At 63.0% G+C, this 17,084-nt stretch carries 20 protein-coding genes; 14 read left to right on the forward strand and 6 right to left on the reverse strand.

Translation table 11 applies throughout. The features are described 5' to 3' along the window. Positions 1–83: 83 nt before the first annotated feature. From SM766_RS14540 to SM766_RS14560, 5 genes are all read left to right on the forward strand, one after another. Entirely contained in the window at positions 84–1,301 is a 1,218-nt protein-coding gene (locus SM766_RS14540; protein ID WP_368948241.1) for an aminodeoxychorismate synthase component I, read from the forward strand. Then, positions 1,232–1,897, forward strand: a complete 666-nt coding sequence (locus tag SM766_RS14545; RefSeq protein ID WP_368948243.1) for an aminotransferase class IV family protein — start codon at positions 1,232–1,234, stop codon at positions 1,895–1,897. Before SM766_RS14540 ends, SM766_RS14545 begins: the two co-directional genes overlap by 70 nt. A gap of 352 nt (positions 1,898–2,249) precedes the next feature. Further along, positions 2,250–4,103, forward strand: a complete 1,854-nt coding sequence (aspS, locus tag SM766_RS14550) for an aspartate--tRNA ligase (RefSeq protein WP_065273765.1) — start codon at positions 2,250–2,252, stop codon at positions 4,101–4,103. A 195-nt stretch (positions 4,104–4,298) separates the two neighbouring features. Further along, on the forward strand, positions 4,299–5,684 hold the full coding sequence (locus SM766_RS14555; protein WP_368948245.1) for a DUF1800 domain-containing protein: 1,386 nt from the start codon (positions 4,299–4,301) through the stop codon (positions 5,682–5,684). Positions 5,685–5,698: 14 nt separating this feature from the next. Beyond that, positions 5,699–6,931, forward strand: a complete 1,233-nt coding sequence (locus SM766_RS14560; RefSeq protein WP_368948246.1) for a DUF1501 domain-containing protein — start codon at positions 5,699–5,701, stop codon at positions 6,929–6,931. Positions 6,932–7,030: 99 nt separating this feature from the next. Here SM766_RS14560 and SM766_RS14565 read toward each other — a convergent pair whose 3' ends face one another. Together SM766_RS14565 and SM766_RS14570 are read right to left on the reverse strand one after the other, a co-directional pair. Beyond that, on the reverse strand, positions 7,031–7,171 hold the full coding sequence (locus SM766_RS14565; protein ID WP_368948247.1) for a hypothetical protein: 141 nt from the start codon (positions 7,169–7,171) through the stop codon (positions 7,031–7,033). Between the two features lies 1 nt (position 7,172). Continuing rightward, the gene (locus SM766_RS14570; RefSeq protein WP_065272932.1) at positions 7,173–7,892 is read right to left on the reverse strand and encodes a response regulator; all 720 of its coding nucleotides are present in this window, start codon (positions 7,890–7,892) and stop codon (positions 7,173–7,175) included. 229 nt (positions 7,893–8,121) lie between these two features. Here SM766_RS14570 and mce point away from each other — a divergent pair, with 229 nt between their 5' ends. Continuing rightward, complete coding sequence (gene mce / locus SM766_RS14575) at positions 8,122–8,526, forward strand: methylmalonyl-CoA epimerase (RefSeq protein WP_065272933.1); 405 nt, start codon at positions 8,122–8,124, stop codon at positions 8,524–8,526. 56 nt (positions 8,527–8,582) lie between these two features. Continuing rightward, positions 8,583–8,858, forward strand: a complete 276-nt coding sequence (locus SM766_RS14580; protein WP_065272934.1) for a DUF1467 family protein — start codon at positions 8,583–8,585, stop codon at positions 8,856–8,858. A 58-nt stretch (positions 8,859–8,916) separates the two neighbouring features. On the opposite strand, the gene SM766_RS14585 is transcribed toward SM766_RS14580, so the two are convergent. From SM766_RS14585 to SM766_RS14595, 3 genes are all read right to left on the reverse strand, one after another. Then, positions 8,917–9,609: an EI24 domain-containing protein gene (locus SM766_RS14585; protein ID WP_368948248.1), complete on the reverse strand. Its 693-nt coding sequence runs from the start codon at positions 9,607–9,609 to the stop codon at positions 8,917–8,919. Then, positions 9,606–10,184 carry a nitroreductase family protein gene (locus tag SM766_RS14590; RefSeq protein WP_368948249.1) on the reverse strand — a complete coding sequence of 193 codons (579 nt, stop codon included), beginning with the start codon at positions 10,182–10,184 and terminating at the stop codon, positions 9,606–9,608. The genes SM766_RS14585 and SM766_RS14590 overlap by 4 nt, the downstream gene beginning before the upstream one ends. A 97-nt stretch (positions 10,185–10,281) precedes the next feature. Then, positions 10,282–10,716 carry a hypothetical protein gene (locus SM766_RS14595; protein ID WP_065272937.1) on the reverse strand — a complete coding sequence of 145 codons (435 nt, stop codon included), beginning with the start codon at positions 10,714–10,716 and terminating at the stop codon, positions 10,282–10,284. Positions 10,717–10,905: 189 nt separating this feature from the next. Between SM766_RS14595 and SM766_RS14600 the strand changes: the two genes are divergently transcribed. Then, the gene (locus SM766_RS14600) at positions 10,906–11,184 is read left to right on the forward strand and encodes a DUF167 domain-containing protein (protein WP_065272938.1); all 279 of its coding nucleotides are present in this window, start codon (positions 10,906–10,908) and stop codon (positions 11,182–11,184) included. Here SM766_RS14600 and SM766_RS14605 read toward each other — a convergent pair. Further along, positions 11,179–11,445, reverse strand: coding sequence for a DUF8831 family protein (locus SM766_RS14605; protein WP_065272939.1), 267 nt, complete (start codon positions 11,443–11,445; stop codon positions 11,179–11,181). The genes SM766_RS14600 and SM766_RS14605 overlap by 6 nt on opposite strands. Before the next feature lie 173 nt (positions 11,446–11,618). Between SM766_RS14605 and SM766_RS14610 the strand changes: the two genes are divergently transcribed. The 6 genes from SM766_RS14610 to SM766_RS14635 all read left to right on the forward strand — a co-directional run bounded on the left by SM766_RS14610 (position 11,619) and on the right by SM766_RS14635 (position 17,058). After that, on the forward strand, positions 11,619–12,353 hold the full coding sequence (locus SM766_RS14610) for a M48 family metalloprotease (RefSeq protein WP_368948250.1): 735 nt from the start codon (positions 11,619–11,621) through the stop codon (positions 12,351–12,353). 2 nt (positions 12,354–12,355) lie between these two features. Further along, a complete protein-coding gene (locus SM766_RS14615) occupies positions 12,356–12,736 on the forward strand; it encodes a YigZ family protein (RefSeq protein ID WP_368948251.1) in 381 nt (126 codons plus the stop codon). A gap of 102 nt (positions 12,737–12,838) precedes the next feature. Further along, on the forward strand, positions 12,839–13,108 hold the full coding sequence (locus SM766_RS14620) for a DUF6455 family protein (RefSeq protein WP_368948355.1): 270 nt from the start codon (positions 12,839–12,841) through the stop codon (positions 13,106–13,108). A gap of 28 nt (positions 13,109–13,136) precedes the next feature. Continuing rightward, positions 13,137–13,409 (forward strand): DUF6455 family protein, encoded by a 273-nt coding sequence (locus SM766_RS14625; RefSeq protein WP_274868643.1) that lies wholly within the window; start codon positions 13,137–13,139, stop codon positions 13,407–13,409. Between the two features lie 117 nt (positions 13,410–13,526). Beyond that, positions 13,527–14,939, forward strand: a complete 1,413-nt coding sequence (rimO, locus tag SM766_RS14630) for a 30S ribosomal protein S12 methylthiotransferase RimO (RefSeq protein ID WP_368948252.1) — start codon at positions 13,527–13,529, stop codon at positions 14,937–14,939. A 187-nt stretch (positions 14,940–15,126) separates the two neighbouring features. Then, positions 15,127–17,058, forward strand: a complete 1,932-nt coding sequence (locus tag SM766_RS14635; protein WP_368948253.1) for an AsmA family protein — start codon at positions 15,127–15,129, stop codon at positions 17,056–17,058. The last annotated feature ends 26 nt before the right edge of the window (positions 17,059–17,084 follow it).

Here is a 17,084-nt window from a genome sequence, read left to right on the forward strand (position 1 = left end):
GATCGGAAAATGCCGCATCCGCCCCCTTTGTGCGCATTGCGAACGCGTATATGAGGAGGCGAGAGCTTTAGGAGACAGACCCGGTGCGGATTCGCTTTGATCAGGGGCCCACGGGGGCCAGGACGTGTTTCGATCAGCCGCTGCGTGTGATCCGTGCGGAAGAGGCAGACCAGGTGCCCGCGGCGCTGGCGGCGCTCGATGCGGCGCGGCGGGCCGGGCATTGGCTGGCGGGCTATGCCACGTATGAACTGGGCTACGCGCTGGAGCCAAAGCTGGCGTCCCGGATGCCGGATGGGCGGCTGCTGCCGTTGATCTGCTTTGGGGTCTATGAGGAGCCGCGGCAGCAGGACATTGAGGGCAGCGCTCGTCCGCGGGCGGAAAGCGAAGCGCCCGCCCGGGGGGGCGGACGGGCGCTGCCCGGCGTGCTGCCGGGCGGAGCTGGGCTTGGGGATATCACGCCACGCTGGAGCTATGTTCGCTACGCCGAGGCCTTCGCCGAGGTGAACCGCAACATCGGCAAGGGCGACATCTATCAGGCCAACCTGACCTTTCCCATCGATGCCGAAGCCCATGGCAGCGCAGAGGCGCTTTATGCTGCTTTGCAGGCGAGACAGACAGTGGGCCACGGCGTGCTGGTCGAACAGGACGGGCTGCCGGACCTTCTGTCGCGCTCGCCCGAGCTGTTCTTCCGCACCGACGCCTCGGGCCTCATAGAAACGCGCCCGATGAAAGGCACCCAGCCGCGCAGCGACGATCCGCTTGAGGACGCGCGTCGCCGTGACTTCCTGCGTCAGGACGAAAAGAACCGGGCCGAGAACCTGATGATCGTTGATCTTCTGCGCAATGACATCAGCCGCGTGGCGGAGACCGGATCGGTGCATGTGCCGGAACTGTTCGCGGTCGAGAGCTACGCCACCGTGCATCAGATGGTGTCGCTGGTACGGGCGCGATTGCGGCCGGATGCCGGGCTGGCAGAGATCTTCGCGGCGCTGTTCCCCTGCGGGTCGATCACCGGCGCCCCCAAGATCCGCGCGATGGAGATCCTTGCGGATCTGGAACCCTGGCCGCGTGACATCTACTGCGGCACTATCGGCTGGGCCGCCCCGGATGGCGCCTCGTCGTTCAATGTTGCAATCCGTACGGTGATGCTGGAGGACGGCCGCGCAACACTGAACGTGGGCGGCGGAGTGGTCTGGGACAGCACCGCCGCATCAGAATATGAGGAAGCGCTATGGAAAGCCCGGTTCGCCCAGATGACGCAACCTGCGACACCATCAAGGGTGATCCCGCTTTCCGCCTGATCGAAACGCTGGGCTGGTATCCGGGCGAGGGTGGGCGGCGGCTGCATCGACATCTGTCCCGGATGGGGCGCAGCGCGGCGGCGTTTGGCATTCCCTTCGATCCCGGGCAGGCGGAGATGATGCTGGCAGACCTCGCCAGTGATACGCCGCTGCGCTGTCGGCTGACGCTCGACGTGGAGGGGCGATTTGACATGACCACTGCGCCACTGGGGGAACCCCCAGCAGAGTGGCGGCTGGGCATCGCAGACATCCGGCTTGATGCCGACGACCCGTGGCTACGGCACAAGACCACCCGCCGCGCGTTTTATGACAGCGCCCGGGCAGCTCTGCCGACAGGCATCGACGAGCTGGTTTTCCTCAATCAGCGCGCTGAGGTTTGCGAAGGCACTATTACCAATATCTTTGTGACGCTTGCAGGTGGGCAGGTGGTGACGCCGCTTCTCGGCTGCGGCCTTCTGCCCGGCATCTTGCGGCAGGAGATGCTGGAGCGCGGTCTATGCGCCGAGGCGGTGCTGAGCCTTGAGGATCTGAAGGGGGCGCAATCCATTCATATGGGCAATTCCCTGCGCGGGCTGATCCCGGCCAAGCTGGTCTGAAACTGATCTGAAAAGGACGGGGGCGCTCCCGCGGACAAGAGCCCCGGGCGGCGCGCTGGGGTGGCACCACGGCGCCGCCCGCGCCGCGCCGAAGGCGGGGCGCCACGCCCAACTCGTCTGGCCGGATCGCGCAGCGATGGGGCGCAGAGGGGGCGGGAGCCTTTGCGCCGACGTGGCGAGAGGGCAAAAACGGGCATCTGACGGGGCGAATGCGCCCTGTTTGCTTGACAAGAGAGCCGCAACCTAGTGTACCAGCCCGGACGAATTCCGCGCCGCTTTGGCGCATATCCCGATTGATGGTCCGCCCGGACAGATGCCCCGAGAGACGACCCGCGACACGAAAGGTCAGCCAATGCACGCATACCGCAGCCATACCTGCGCCGAACTGAACAAATCCAACGTGGGCGATACCGTGCGCCTGTCTGGCTGGGTCCACCGGGTCCGCGACCACGGCGGCCTGCTGTTCATCGACCTGCGCGACCACTATGGCATCACCCAGGTCATGGCTGACCCCGATAGCCCGGTCTTTGCGGAGATCGAAAAGGTGCGTTCGGAATGGTGTATCCGCATCGATGGCAATGTGCTGGCGCGCGACGAAAGCCTGGTGAACCCGAAGATCCCGACAGGCGAGATCGAAGTCTTCATCCGCGATATCGAGGTTCTCGGCAAAGCCGAGGAACTGCCGCTTATGGTCTTTGGCGAGCAGGAATACCCCGAGGAAACTCGCCTGCGCTATCGCTACCTCGACCTGCGCCGGGAGAAGATGCAGAACAACATGGTTCTGCGCTCGAACATGATCCAGTCGATCCGCAAGCGCATGTGGGACAAGGGGTTCAACGAATACCAGACCCCGATCATCACCGCGTCGTCGCCCGAAGGCGCGCGCGACTTTCTTGTGCCCTCCCGTCTGCATCCGGGCAAGTTCTACGCGCTGCCGCAGGCGCCGCAGCAGTTCAAGCAGCTGATGATGGTCTCGGGCTTTGACAAATATTTCCAGATCGCGCCCTGTTTCCGGGACGAGGATCCGCGGGCTGACCGCTCGCCCACCGATTTCTACCAGCTCGATATGGAAATGTCCTTTGTCACCCAGCAGGATGTCTTTGACACCATCCAGCCGGTGATGCAGGGCGTGTTCGAGGAATTCGGCGGTGGTCGCAAGGTCGACAGCGAATGGCCGCAGATTTCCTACAAGGATGCCGCCAAGTGGTATGGCACCGACAAGCCGGACCTGCGCAACCCGATCAAGATGCAGGATTGCTCGGAACATTTCCGCGGCTCCGGATTTGCCATCTTCGCCAAACTGCTGGAGCAGGAAGGCACCGAAGTGCGCGCCATCCCGGCCCCCACAGGCGGCAGCCGCAAGTTCTGCGACCGCATGAACAAATTCGCCCAGCAGGAAGGTCTGCCGGGCATGGGCTATATCTTCTGGCGCAAGCAGTCGGCGGATTCCATCGCGCAGGAGCAGGGTATTTCCGTCAAGGAAGTCAACGCCAAGATCAAGGCGGGCGAGATCGTTCTGGGCAATGAGGCCGCCGGTCCGCTGGCCAAGAACATCGGCCCCGAGCGCACCGAGGCGATCCGCCAGCAGCTGGGTCTCGACGTGGGCGATGCGGCCTTCTTCCTGGGCGGCAAGCCCAAGTCCTTTGAAAGCGTTGCAGGCCGCGCCCGCACTGTCATCGGCGAAGAACTGGGTCTCATCGACAAGGACCGTTTCGCCTTTGCCTGGATCGTTGACTTTCCGATCTACGAGGCAGACGAGGAAACTGGCAAGATCGACTTCGAGCACAACCCCTTCTCCATGCCGCAAGGCGGGATGGAAGCACTGGAGGGCGACCCGCTCAAGGTGCTCGGCTATCAGTATGACCTCGCCTGCAACGGTTACGAGCTGGTTTCGGGCGCGATCCGGAACCACAAGCCGGAGATCATGTTCAAGGCCTTCGAAATTGCCGGCTATGGCAAGGAAGAGGTCGAGAAGCGCTTTGGCGGTATGGTCAACGCCTTCCAATATGGTGCCCCGCCGCACGGTGGCTGCGCTGCCGGTATCGACCGCATGGTGATGCTGCTGGCGGATGAGGCCAACATTCGCGAGGTCATCATGTTCCCGATGAACCAGCGCGCTGAAGATCTGATGATGTCGGCCCCGTCCGAGCCGATGTCGGAGCAGCTGATGGAACTGGGACTGCGCGTCATTCCGCAGGATCAGTAAGGCCTAAGAGCCTTGCCAAGACAATTCAAAAAGCCCGGAGCATGGTCTCCGGGTTTTTTTGTTCCTGCTGCGACGGAACCGGCAAATCCTCGCGTATCAGTAAGTGATGGGTGTGGGTGCTACGGAGGTTCTGGCCTACTGTGGAGATCGAGACCTGTTGATCCCGAAATGAAAATGGGGCCGGAGCAATGACAGATGCGGTTTGATCCTGAACTGGCCGAGATCCGGTTTGGCTGCGGGTTGTCACCCCGGCTGGCACCGCCGCAATCGCCCGAGGCGATGTTGCAGCGCCTGACCGGCGCCGATGAGATGGCGCGCGCCTATCCGGTGCAGGATTTTGATGCGGCCTTTGCCGATTCAGTGACGTTTCAGGCGCTCGCAAGAGAACGGCGCAAGCTGCGCGGTCAGCCGGAGTATGAGGCGGCGGACGCGCGCTACCGCACCTTTCGGCAGCAGAAACGAACGGACCGTTTGCAAAATTTTGCCCAGCGTCTGCTGCGCTATGCCGGTACGTCTGACGGCCTGCGGGAGCGGCTGACCCTGTTCTGGTCGGATCATTTCACCGCCAAGGGGCGGCGGGGTGCCTTTCGGCATCTGGCAACCCCCTATGCCGAGACCGCGATCCGCCCTCATGTTGCGGGCCGGTTCGAAGATCTGCTGATCGCGGTGGTGACCAGCCCGTTGATGCTGCATTATCTGGATCAGAAAAGCTCGGTCGGACCGAACAGCCCTGTCGCGCAGCGGCGCAAACGTAGTGCCGGTCTCAATGAAAACCTCGCCCGCGAGGTGCTGGAATTGCACACGCTGGGGGTGGATGGCCCCTATAGTCAGACGGATGTGCGGCAATTGGCAGAGCTCTTTACCGGGCTCAGTTTCAATCGCAAAGAAGGGTTTAACTTCCGCCCAGGCCTGGCAGAGCCCGGCAGCGAGCAGGTACTTGGCCGCTCCTATGGCGCAGAGAAAGGGCGGTTGGAGCCGGTGCTGCAGGCGATGCGTGATCTCGCGCGTCATCCGGCCACGGCCCGGCACATTGCCCGCAAACTGGCGGTGCATTTCACCTCGGACCAGCCGGACGCGGATCTGGTTGAGCATGTGGCAGAGCGGTTCCGTCAGTCTGGTGGTTACCTGCCGGATGTCTACGCCGCCTTGCTGGAGCATCCCGCCGCCTGGGCGCCGGAGCTGCGAAATGTAAAGCCGCCCTTTGATTTCGTGGCGTCGGCCTGCCGGGCGCTGCCGGTGGACGCAGACCGGGTGACGGGGCTCAAGCGTGGGCAGCTCAATCGGATTTTTGCGGCGCCGCTGACGCTGATGGGACAGAAATGGGAAGATCCTGCCGGGCCGGATGGATGGAGCGAGGATGATGCCGCCTGGATCACGCCGCAGGGCCTGTCGGCCCGCCTGCGCTGGGCTTTTGCGGCGCCGCAGCGGCTAGTGGCCGATCTTCCCGATCCACGCGGATTTGCCGGAATAGCCCTAGGCAGTTTTGCCGATGGCAATGTCCTATTTGCCGCCTCGGCAGCCGAAACCCGGGCCGAAGGGGTCGCTCTGGTGCTGAGCGCCCCGGCCTTTCAGCGCCGTTAGCAGGAGGATTGATCATGAGACATTCCCGGAGAAGCTTCCTTGCACGCGGCGCAGCGCTTGGCTGTTCGCTGGCCGCCAGCCCGCTGCTGACGCCGGTCAGCTTTGCCTCGGCCCCCTGGGACCGGCGGCTGGTGGTGATCATCCTGCGCGGCGGCATGGACGCGCTGGACGTGGTGCAGCCCTATGGCGATCCTGCCTATCCCGCTCTGCGGCAGAAACTGCGCGGCGGCCCGGACCACGGCGGTTTGGATCTGGATGGGTTCTTTGCCCTGCATCCGGCCCTGTCGCCGCTGATGCCGCTGTGGCGGTCCGAGGAGTTGGCCTTTGTCCACGCGGTTTCGACACCTTACCGGGACAAGCGCAGCCATTTCGACGGTCAGGACCTGCTGGAGGCGGGCACGCCGGGGCTGGAACAGGCGCGCGATGGCTGGCTGAACCGCTTGTTGCAGCAGCAAAGCGGGATCGAGGCGCGCACCGCTTTTGCCTTGGGGCAGGGAGAGATGAAGCTTCTGAATGGTGCGGCGCCTGTGGCGGACTGGTCTCCGGATGCCGCTCTGATGATGAGCCCGCAGGCCGAACGTCTGGCCGGGCTGCTGATGGAGGATGATCCGCTGTTTCACGGCGCCTTGTCAGAGGCGCTGGAGCTTTCCCGCGAGGCGCCTGGGCTGCCGCTGTCTGGGGAGGAGGACATGCAGGACGGGGAAATGAGCATGGCGGGCGGCATGACCATGCCAACGCCCGCGCGGGGCAAGGCTCATCTGAAGATTGCGGCCTACGCAGCGCAGCAATTGCGCGCGGACACTCGCATTGCGGCCTTTTCGATCAATGGGTGGGATACGCATAACCGGCAGGACAGGGCGTTGAAATCGGCGCTGGGCCGGTTGTCCGACACCGTGCTGGAGTTAAAGGCCGGTGTCGGCGCCGATGTCTGGGACAAGACGGCGGTGGTCGCGATGACGGAATTTGGTCGCACAGCGCGGGAGAACGGCACCGGTGGCACCGATCACGGAACCGGTGGCGCGATGCTGCTGGCGGGAGGGGCGATCCGCGGCGGCCGGATCTACGGGCGCTGGCCGGGGTTGGAGGAAGCCGCGCTCTATGACCGGCGTGACCTGATGCCGACGGCGGACGTGCGTGCACCCGCGGCCTGGATCCTGCGCGGCCTGACCGGGGTAGGGGTGGCCGATTTGGAGCAAACCGTGTTTCCGGGGCTGCGGATGGAGGATGATCTTGGCCTGCTGCGGTGACCCTGAAGGGTGCGCCGCGCTGGTCGGGTCAAAAGGATAGAACCGCTTCAGGCGGCGATAGCGGCCCCGGGGTCCGGGGCCTGTTTCGCCGTGCAGAGGTCAATGCTCGTGGCGGTAGATAACCATCTGTTCCCGCGTGCTGCGATCGCGGTTCTGGCGGATTTCGCGGGCGGCCTGGCGCGCCTGCAGATAGAGCACGATGGCCAGCGTGGCCGAGCCGATCAGAATAACTTCGAGCATGTCAGATCGCGATTTTCCGTTCGAGACGTTCCTGCACCATTCCCGCCAGCATTGCTGTATCCGGGCCAATGGGGCGGCCAGCCATGCGGGCCTGGGCAAGGCTTGCCGCGGCATTGGCGAGCGGCTTGTCGCCTGCACTGCGTGCAACACCGCCAATGAACTGCGTCAGATAGTCCAGCGTGTTGCCTTCATGGTCTTCGTTCAGAACATCTGCCGCATGGGCCATATCGTCCTGAAAGGCGAGGAAATCCGGCTCGATGGTTTCATCCGACAGGTCCTGCAGGCTGGCGGGCTGCCGGTCGGCGGGCAGGCGCGACAGGATCGCATGCTGGAATGCCGCCAGCGAGGTGATCGGCTTGGCGAGGAAGCCGTCGGCGCCAGCCTTGAGCGTCTCTTCTTCAAGGCTTTCGTCGCCGGAAATGCCAAGGATGACGGAAACCCGCGGTGATCCCTGATTGATCTCGGCGATCAGTTCCGTGCCGGAGCCATCCGGTAGCCCCACATCGGCAATCACGACGGAAGGGCGGTATTCCTTCAGGTGTCGGCGGGCGGATTTCAGGCAATCGGCGCGCCGGATACGGGCACCGCTGCGCAAACAGAGCAGGCGCAGCGCTTCGCAGGCAAAGCGACTGTCCTCGACCACCAGAATGGTCAGACCAAGAAGAGGGCGCCGTTTCGTCGGGAGACGGTGGGCGGCTGCAAACAGTTCCGAATCGTCCATTACTCATACTCCTTGCGGGATACTGACTGACGCTATGGATTTGAGGCTAATTAGAGGTTAACGCGATGCAGGAGATGCCAAGGCTGCGGGTTTTCTCCATGATTGCCTGCGGTTGCCCGGTGTTCTCCGCAGCCGCCCGGTAGCGCGCCGTGCGCATTGGCGCACTTGCCCCCATTGGCTGGTCTCAGCATAAGGAAGTCGAACAGGATTTGAGAGGAGAATACACATCATGATCGGTCGTTTGAACCATGTCGCGATTGCCGTGCCCGACCTTGAGGCGGCCTCGGCTCAGTACCGTGATGCGTTGGGCGCCAAGGTCGGCGCACCGCAGGATGAGCCCGATCATGGTGTCACAGTTGTCTTCATCGAGCTGCCCAACACCAAGATTGAGCTGCTTTACCCGCTGGGGGATGACTCGCCCATCAATGGCTTCCTGGAAAAGAACCCCGCTGGTGGCATTCACCACGTCTGCTACGAGGTTGAGGATATCCTGGCTGCGCGGGATCACCTGAAGGCGCAGGGTGCGCGGGTTCTGGGCTCTGGCGAGCCGAAGATCGGTGCCCATGGCAAGCCGGTTCTTTTCCTGCACCCCAAAGATTTCAACGGTTGCCTGGTGGAACTGGAGCAGGTTTGAGGCTACCTGAGGCCAGCGCCGGACGTCGGCGCGCGGATATACAATAAAGGTGCGCTATGGGAATTACATCGGGACTGGTGCTTTATGCGGTGATCTGGTTCATGACCTTCCTGATCGTCATTCCGATCCGGCTTGAGACACAAGGTGACAAGGGGGAGATCGTGCCCGGCACCCATGCTGGCGCCCCCGAAAACCATTATCTGAAGCAAAAGGCGGTGATCACCACCATCGCGGCCTTCGTGATCTGGGCCATCGTGGCAGGAATAATCCTATCCGGAGTGATCAGCGTGAATGATTTCGACTGGTTCGACCGGCTGCCCGATCCAAAATAGCGCCTCTTGAGAAAACGCGGCCCGGGGGGATGCCCCCGGACCGTTGATCTGTTCGCCGTCAGGCCCTGCGCCACAGGCTGTGGAAAATATGGGTGAAGGTGGCCGCGCCCAGGATCGGGATCACCAGGTTCACCAGCGGCACCGACAGTGGCATCGCCATCAACGTGCCTGCGATCCAAATGGTTCCCATGTGCTTGCGCCGCATCTTGCGGGCCTCGGGCATTCCGATGCGTCTGGCGGCGGCCAGGGTGAAGTATTCCCGGCCCAGAAAGAACCCGTTCAGCCCCCAGAAAATGAACATCGCGATGAGCGGGAACATCAGATAAAGCACCAGCGCCAACAGGTTCGCGGCGATCAGCACGCCAAGGAAATTGACCGTGTCGCGCAGCGCCTCCACGATCGTTGGATCAGAGGCAGGGGGGAGCTGAGGGAAATGCTTGTCCTCAACCGCCTGTGCCACCTGATCCAGAAACATCGAAGTGATGGCCGAGGCGACCGGGACCATCAGAAAGACCGACAGCCCCATCATCAGAAGGATCGACCCGAAGGACAGGATATCGTCCAGCCACGTCACCTCCCCGAACAGGGGCAGGGTGACCTGCGGGCCGACCAGCCACTGCACCAGAAAGAAGAAAAGCACATATATTGCGATCAGTAGCGCAAAGGTCAGTCCGACACCCAAAAACAGAACCCTGCGAAAGCGCGGATCGCCGGTCTGGGCCAGAGTCTTGAAAAAAGCGTCAAAGATCATGCGTCGATCCAGCTGGTGATGCGCTCCAGATCCGGGCGCGGGCGTTCCGGCGGCTTGGTACCTTCGGTGGCAATATGGATGAAGCCGGCGATGCGTTCGTGCGGCGCCAGCGACAGGGCCTCTTCGCAGAATTGGCGGTCGTGGCTGACCCAGCCAGAGAGCCAATTCGCCCCCCATCCTGCCGCCAGCGCCGCATTGAGCAGCGCAAGGCAGACAGCGCCCGCGGAATAGGTTTGTTCGATGGCCGGGATCTTGGGGCTGTCGGTCTGCACCTCAATCACCGCGACGGCCAGTTGGCCAAGCTCGAACTGGCTGCGCCCCTTGGCGATATCCTCGGGCGATTTTCCCAGCCGCTCACCTGCGGCTGTGGTTAGCTCTGCAAGCCGTGCCATGGCGGGTCTTTCGATGACGATGAAGCGCCAGGGCTCCAGCTTGCCGTGATCGGGCGTGCGGGCGGCGGCGGTCAGCAGAACCTGCAACTCGTCCCGGCTGGGGACCGGTGCGACCAACGTCTTCGCGGGGCGGGAGCGGCGGTTCAGAAGGAAATCAAGGGCGGCAGCATTCTGTTCTGGCATATGTGAAACCTTTTTACATCAAGGTTTTATATGCTGGCTGGCGCGTGTTTTTCAAGGGGCGGTTCGGTGATTATCGCGGCGCGCGGTGCGGCAGCAATTATTCCCAGACCATGCGCTGGCCGCTGAGGCAGGCATGCAACGAGCCGGGCGGGATCAAGCCAAGGTCCTGGAAGAAGGTGAAGTAATCCATGTGACCGATGTATTCAGCAATCCGGTCCCCTTCAAACCGCGCCATGAGACAATCGTAGGCGACAATCATTTCCGCGGTCGAAAGGCACTTGGCTGAAATGCGAATGCGCATCGAGATCCAGTCGTCCTGTTCGATCGCATTCATAACCTCAAAGGAAGACGGTCCGACAAGGCCCTGTACAACGAGTTTGAATTCGACCCATTCCATCATTGGAATGATCTGGCCTCCGGTGACAGGTCCGCAAAAGGTCGCCTCCTCGGTGAAATACCGACCCAAATCGAAGTCACCGGGATCTCCGAGGGCGGCATTCAGGAAATCAAGAATGATCGATTTTTTGTCCATAGGAGGTAACACCGAATACACAGGAGCCGCGCAGGCCCAACCAAACACATCTCAGGCGGTGCGAACCGCGTAACTTAACCTCACGTATTTTGAAGCGATCCTGACCTGCTGTACAGCAGCTTGTTTCGGACCGTTGCAGCATTGCAATTGGTGCTGGTGTTTTGAGGGGCGGCAGGGCATCAAATCGACATGGGAAAACCAAAGAAGAAAGATCTACCGGACCTTGCGGACCTGGCCGTTGCGGGGCTGGAGATCCAGGTGCGGGCCACGCCAAAGGCGGCGCGCAACGCGATCACCCGGACCGAGGCCGGGCTGAAGGTCTCGGTCACCGTGGCGCCGGAAAACGGCAAGGCCAATGCCGCAGTCGCGGATTTACTGGCCCGGGCCATGGGGGTTGCGCCCTCTGCTCTGGAGCTGCGCCGGGGCGCCACATCACGGGACAAGGTTTTCGTCTATCGCGGCTCATGAACCAGATGCGGGATCCTGCGGCGTGGCCTCATCCGGAACCAGGCGATAAACGCCTTCGGGCAGGTCCAGCGCAGCGGCCAGATCGCGCAGCTGGCTGTAGGAGAGGGTGATCTTCTCTACCCTGTCGGTGCGAGGATCGAATTGCTCCACAGTCACGCATTCCGCAAAGGCGTTGATAGTCACATCTTCCAGCAAAGGGCGCTCGCCCTCATCCACCAGGGTAACGACGGTCGAGTCGAATTCGTGTTCGATGGTAAACATATCCCGATGTTGCCACCTTGGTGCTGTGATTGGCAAGTGTTTGCGCGGGCACCAGAAATGTGACGCGAACCTCTGCTGACGGCTGCAAGACTGGCTGCAGAATCCGGCTGTCTGCGATTGAACCTCGGTTGGGTCCCGGCCTATGATCGGGCGATGACGTCAAGGACAGGCCGATGCGCTCCATTCTGAAAACAGTCTCGCTTTGCGCACTCAGTGTTTTGAGCGCCTGCGGCGTTCCCGGTGCCCCGCCGCCCGGTGGCGGAGCGGTTGCTCCGGCAACACCCGGGGCGCAGGTGTCTGGCCTTTCGCCAGCCGAAGCTCGGGCAACCTTTGCCACCGTCGCCAGCCGAGTTGAACCGGTGGCCGAACGCACCTGCCGGGCGCAGACCAGTGGCATGAATTGCGACTATCTGATCCGGATCGACCCCGACGCCGAGGCGCCGCCGAATGCCTACCAGAGCCTGTCGCAGTCCGGCCGCCCGGTAATCACCTTCACCCGCTCTATGCTGGGGCAGATCGCCAACGCGGATGAGCTGGCCTTTGTCATGTCGCACGAGGCCGCGCACCATATCCGCGCGCATCTGGCCCGCCAGCAGCAGAACGCAGTGGCGGGTTCCGTGTTGCTGGCCGGGCTTGCCACCCTTGCCGGAGGCAGTGCGGCGGATATCTCCAACGCGCAGGATCTGGGCGCTATCGTCGGCGCGCGCGGATATTCGAAGGAATTCGAACTGGAGGCGGATCAGCTCGGCACCATCATTACGCATCAGGCCGGATACCGGCCCAGCGTTGGCGTGCAGTTCTTCTATCGCCTGCCGGATCCTGGCGACAAATTCCTTGGCAGCCATCCGGCCAATCCGGACCGGGTGCGCGTGGTGCAGCAGACCATCACCCGCTACGGGCTCAATTGATCATGGCGCAATCACCTGCAGATGCAGCGCCCGAGATGAAAAAACTGGGCGTGGTCCTGACCGACCGGGGATCACGCTATGCGGTGACCGGCGCCCGGGTGACATCGCGCGCCGAAGTCGACGCCGTGCTGGCGGCACTGAAAACCGACCGCGCCTACGCCAGGGCCACCCATAACACCTGGGCGGCGATGCTGCCGACGGGCGCGCTCAAGGCCGACGACGGAGAGAGCGGCGCCGGAATGGTGATCTTGCGGATGATGGAGCGGGAAGGGCTGCAAGATCATCTGATCATCGTCACCCGCTGGTATGGCGGCAAGAAACTGGGCGGCGACCGCTTTCGCCGGGTTCAGGACGCGGTGCGCGCCTATCTGAACCCCGCCTAGGCCCGCGTCACGCGATTGACCTGCATCAAGGTCCGGGGCCGGGCCTGTGGTATTTTCTGGCGTGACACGCAGCCAGGAGAACGCGCGATGGATGATTGCGGGATCAAGGACAAAGCTAAACTGAAGACGCACGCGGCCCTTTTTGATGAAATGGGGCAGGCGGTTGGGCTGGATCTTCAGGAAGAGGCCATCGCCGGGCGGCTGAATTTCGATGAAATCGCCGAAGCGGTGCTGCGCTGCACCCGCTGCGCCCATCCGGAGACCTGCCAGAAATGGTTGCAATCGCCTGCGCGTGCAGATGCGGCGGTAGACACTCCTGATTATTGCCGCAACCGCGATCTGCTGGGATATCTGCGCGAACCGGTTGCCTGATCTGGCAGCCTTTGGGGAGGATCAAGACATGCATCCATTGGGGGACGCGCTGTATCACCTGAGGCTTCTGGGGCTGATGGGCAAAACCACCGAGGCCGATCTGGTCGAGGCCTTTGAGGCAGGCCGCATCAGTTCCGAGGACTGGGCGGATATGGTCAACCGCTGCCGGGCCTGCGAGGGTATCGAGACTTGCGAACGCTGGCTCGCTGCCCATGACAAGGCCGAAGAGGCACCCGGCTGCTGCAAGAATGCCAAGGTCCTGCTGCACCTGCGGGCCGAGAAGGAAAAAGCAGAGGCCTGAGGCCGCAGACAAGGCTGGAGAATGCCTGTGGGCGCTCACTGGTCAAGGCCAAAGAGGCGGTGCTCCCGCTGAAAACATCCATTCCCAAAGCCACACGCGCGTACTATATGCGCAGCCATGACCAGCAATCCGCCAGACCTCCGCCCCGACCTCGCCCCGAAAGCCCAGTTCGGTGATGCCCCGCGTAAAGACCAGCCGACCCTTGGCATGGTGTCGCTCGGCTGCCCCAAGGCGTTGGTGGACAGTGAGCGCATCCTGACCCGGCTGCGCGCCGAAGGATACGGCATCTCTGCCGATTACGCGGGCGCCGATGCGGTGATCGTCAATACCTGCGGCTTCCTCGACAGTGCCAAGGCCGAAAGTCTGGACGCCATTGGTGAGGCGCTGAAGGAAAATGGCAAGGTCATCGTCACTGGCTGCCTTGGCGCCGAGCCGGATTATATCCGCGAACATCATCCGCGCATTCTGGCCGTCACCGGTCCACACCAGTATGAACAGGTGCTGGATGCCGTACACGCCGCGGTGCCGCCTGCGCCCGATCCCTTTGTCGATCTGCTGCCCGCCACCGGCGTCAGCCTGACGCCCCGGCACTTCAGCTATCTGAAGATCTCGGAAGGCTGCAATCACAAGTGCAAGTTCTGCATCATCCCGGACATGCGCGGGCGGCTGGCCTCGCGCCCCGCCCACGCCGTGCTGCGCGAGGCGGAGAAGCTGGTCGATGCAGGCGTGCGCGAACTTCTGGTGATCAGTCAGGATACCTCGGCCTATGGGCTCGACCGCAAATACGATGTGAACCCCTGGAAAGAGGGCGAGATCCGCAGCCATATCACCGATCTGTCCCGCGCGCTGGGGCAGTTGGCGCCTGCATCGGACCTTTGGGTGCGGCTGCACTATGTCTACCCATACCCCCATGTGCGCGAGTTGATCCCGTTGATGGCGGACCCGGACAACGCGCTTCTGCCCTATCTGGACATCCCCTTTCAGCACGCCCACCCGGATGTGTTGAAACGCATGGCACGCCCCGCAGCGGCGGCAAAAACGCTGGACGAAATCCGTGCCTGGCGCGAGATCTGCCCGGAGATCACCCTGCGCTCCACCTTCATCGTCGGCTACCCGGGGGAGACGGAGGCGGAGTTCCAGCATCTTCTCGACTGGATGGATGAGGCGCAGCTCGACCGGGTTGGCTGTTTCAAATACGAAAACGTCGACGGCGCGCGCTCCAATGATCTGCCGGATCACGTGGCCGAAGAGGTGAAGCAGGAGCGCTGGGAACGCTTCATGGAAAAGGCGCAGGCGATTTCCGAGGCCAAGCTGGCGGCCAAGGTCGGCCAGACCATGCAAGTCATCGTGGACGACATCGATGAAGACGGCATCGCCACCTGCCGCACCAAGGCCGACGCGCCCGAGATCGACGGTAACCTGTTCATCGACGAGGACACCAAAGGCCTGAAGGTGGGCGATCTGGTCACCGTCGAAGTTGACGAGGCCGGGGAATATGACCTTTGGGGGGCACTGGTCGCTGGCGAGTAGGTGTCCGCTCACATCTGGGCTGGTTCTTGGTTCAATAGGCTCCGTGGCTTGTGCCGGGGGCTGTCCGCTGATGAAATTTCCGATGCGGCAATGGTGAAGTCTGTCCGCGACATAGTCCGGGCCAACCGACTATTGCGCCTTGCGGGGCGCACTGTATCCTCGGGGGAAACAGGCAGCGGAGGGTGCTATGCGGCTGATCATTCGGGTTCTTTCGGCAATATTGCTGACGCTTGCCGTGTTGATCGGGGTGGTCTTCATGTTGCCGGGAGAGAAAGTCGCGGCGCTGGCGGCGCAGCAGCTCGAGGCGCAGACCGGCCGCAAGCTTGAGTTTCAGGGCGAGGTGGGCTTCAGCCTCTGGCCGGTGCTTGGGGTCAGAACCGAAGGCGTGACCCTGTCGAATGCCGAGTGGGCGGGACCCGAGCCGATGCTGCGCGCGGCGCGGATGTCCATCGGGATTGCCCCCGCCGATCTGCTGCGCGGCAAGGTGCGGGTGACCGAAGTCACCGCCTTGCTGCCACATCTGAACCTGTCGACCCGCGCTGATGGTACCGGGAACTGGGTGATGTCACGCGAGGGGACCCCGGGTGCGGACACAGACGCCACCCCGCAAGCGGGCAGCGATCTGGCGGTTCAGATCGAAAAGCTGACCCTGACCGGGGCCTCGTTGCGCTATGCGCCGCATGGCGGCACCCCGGTTGAGATGAAGGCCATCGATCTGGCGCTCAGCTGGCCGGATCCCGGCGGCACCGTGGATATGGAGATGACGTTGCGCCCGGTCGAGGCGCCGGTTCAGGTGAAGGCAGAGATCGGCACATTTGCGGAATTCCTCACTGGGCGGGTGTCTTCGGTCGGGGGGACTGTCAGCGGGCCCGGCGGCGTGCTGATGTTCGACGGCCGGGCCGGGATCGATGGCGCAGGATCGGGGCGGGTGACGCTGAAAACCACGGATAGCGCCGGTTTCATTGCGGCGCTGGGCGGTGGTGAGGTCTCTCTCCCCAAGGGGCTGGGACAGGCTGCGGTGCTCGGCGCCGATGCCACCTATACGCCGGATGGGCGGCTTGCCCTGCGCGATCTGTCACTGGATCTGGATGGCAACACCTTGCAGGGGGCTGCCGATCTTGTCATGGCGGATGTGCCCGAGGTGACGGCGCAGCTGTCGGCCGGGGCGCTGTCCTTTCCGGGGCTGGACTCGCCGGTCGAGAGCAGCGGACCGGGGGCGGGCAGTGCGCCCGATGGTTGGCCCAAGGAGCAGATTGATGCCTCGGCCCTGTCAGCCTTCAACGGCACCGCTGTCCTGACCTTCCAGAGCCTGTCGGCAGCGGGCTATAACCTTGGCGAAAGCAAGCTGACATTCAGCTTGGACCGCGCCCGCGCGGTGCTGAAGGCGCAGCCTGCCACCATGTTCGGCGGGCAGGTGACCGGGCAGGTCGTGGCCAACAACCGCAACGGCCTGTCGGTGGGCGGCAAGCTGTCCTTCAACGATATCCAGCTGGAACAGGCTCTTGGGCAGCCGGCGGGCTATGACCGCTTGCATGGCGCCGCGCTGGGAGAGATCGAATACCTGGGCGTTGGCAATTCGGTGGATGCGATCATGCGCTCGCTCAACGGCAAGGGCTGGTTGGAGGCAGGCAAAGGCTTTTTCACCGGTTTCGACCTTGAGGACCTGATGCGCTCCGGCTCGGGCAATGGCGGCAGCACGGTGTTTGAACAGTTGACTGGCAGCTACACGATCGCAAACGGCAACCTGCAGAACAACGATCTATTGGTCATCATCAAGGGGCTCAGGGCCGAAGGTGCAGGCCGGATCGGTCTGGGCGCGCGGGATCTGGATTACCGTTTCACGCCCACACTGCAGGGAGCGGATGGCGGCGCCGGGCTGTCGATCCCGGTTGCTATCACCGGACCGTGGAGCGCGCCAAAGATCCGGCCCGATCTGAAATCCGCCCTGCAGCCGCAGATCGACGAGATCGAGCAGGAAGCCAAGGACCGTGTGCGCGAAAAGCTGAGCGAGGAGCTGGAGACCGAGATCGCGCCGGAGCAGGACCTGAACGAGGTGATCAAGGACCGGATTGAGCAGGAAGCCAAGGACCAGCTGCTGCGGCTGTTGCAGGGTAACTGAGCCTGGCCGGAAGGCGCTCTTGTGCA

This window comes from Pseudophaeobacter sp. A-200-2, from assembly GCF_041008815.1.
In the GTDB taxonomy this organism is placed as follows: domain Bacteria; phylum Pseudomonadota; class Alphaproteobacteria; order Rhodobacterales; family Rhodobacteraceae; genus Phycobacter; species Phycobacter gallaeciensis_A.

Bases quoted from the DNA above. Each gene is read 5' to 3' on its own strand.
- SM766_RS14635 (WP_368948253.1), top strand. From the start codon at position 15,127: ATGCGGCTGATCATTCGGGTTCTTTCGGCAATATTGCTGACGCTTGCC.
- SM766_RS14580 (WP_065272934.1), top strand. From the start codon at position 8,583: ATGGGAATTACATCGGGACTGGTGCTTTATGCGGTGATCTGGTTCATG.
- SM766_RS14610 (WP_368948250.1), top strand. From the start codon at position 11,619: ATGCGCTCCATTCTGAAAACAGTCTCGCTTTGCGCACTCAGTGTTTTG.
- SM766_RS14590 (WP_368948249.1), bottom strand. From the start codon at position 10,184: ATGCCAGAACAGAATGCTGCCGCCCTTGATTTCCTTCTGAACCGCCGC.
- aspS (WP_065273765.1), top strand. From the start codon at position 2,250: ATGCACGCATACCGCAGCCATACCTGCGCCGAACTGAACAAATCCAAC.
- mce (WP_065272933.1), top strand. From the start codon at position 8,122: ATGATCGGTCGTTTGAACCATGTCGCGATTGCCGTGCCCGACCTTGAG.
- SM766_RS14545 (WP_368948243.1), top strand. From the start codon at position 1,232: ATGGAAAGCCCGGTTCGCCCAGATGACGCAACCTGCGACACCATCAAG.
- SM766_RS14570 (WP_065272932.1), bottom strand. From the start codon at position 7,892: ATGGACGATTCGGAACTGTTTGCAGCCGCCCACCGTCTCCCGACGAAA.
- SM766_RS14615 (WP_368948251.1), top strand. From the start codon at position 12,356: ATGGCGCAATCACCTGCAGATGCAGCGCCCGAGATGAAAAAACTGGGC.
- SM766_RS14600 (WP_065272938.1), top strand. From the start codon at position 10,906: ATGGGAAAACCAAAGAAGAAAGATCTACCGGACCTTGCGGACCTGGCC.
- SM766_RS14625 (WP_274868643.1), top strand. From the start codon at position 13,137: ATGCATCCATTGGGGGACGCGCTGTATCACCTGAGGCTTCTGGGGCTG.
- SM766_RS14565 (WP_368948247.1), bottom strand. From the start codon at position 7,171: ATGCTCGAAGTTATTCTGATCGGCTCGGCCACGCTGGCCATCGTGCTC.
- SM766_RS14555 (WP_368948245.1), top strand. From the start codon at position 4,299: ATGCGGTTTGATCCTGAACTGGCCGAGATCCGGTTTGGCTGCGGGTTG.
- SM766_RS14560 (WP_368948246.1), top strand. From the start codon at position 5,699: ATGAGACATTCCCGGAGAAGCTTCCTTGCACGCGGCGCAGCGCTTGGC.
- SM766_RS14605 (WP_065272939.1), bottom strand. From the start codon at position 11,445: ATGTTTACCATCGAACACGAATTCGACTCGACCGTCGTTACCCTGGTG.
- SM766_RS14595 (WP_065272937.1), bottom strand. From the start codon at position 10,716: ATGGACAAAAAATCGATCATTCTTGATTTCCTGAATGCCGCCCTCGGA.
- SM766_RS14585 (WP_368948248.1), bottom strand. From the start codon at position 9,609: ATGATCTTTGACGCTTTTTTCAAGACTCTGGCCCAGACCGGCGATCCG.
- rimO (WP_368948252.1), top strand. From the start codon at position 13,527: ATGACCAGCAATCCGCCAGACCTCCGCCCCGACCTCGCCCCGAAAGCC.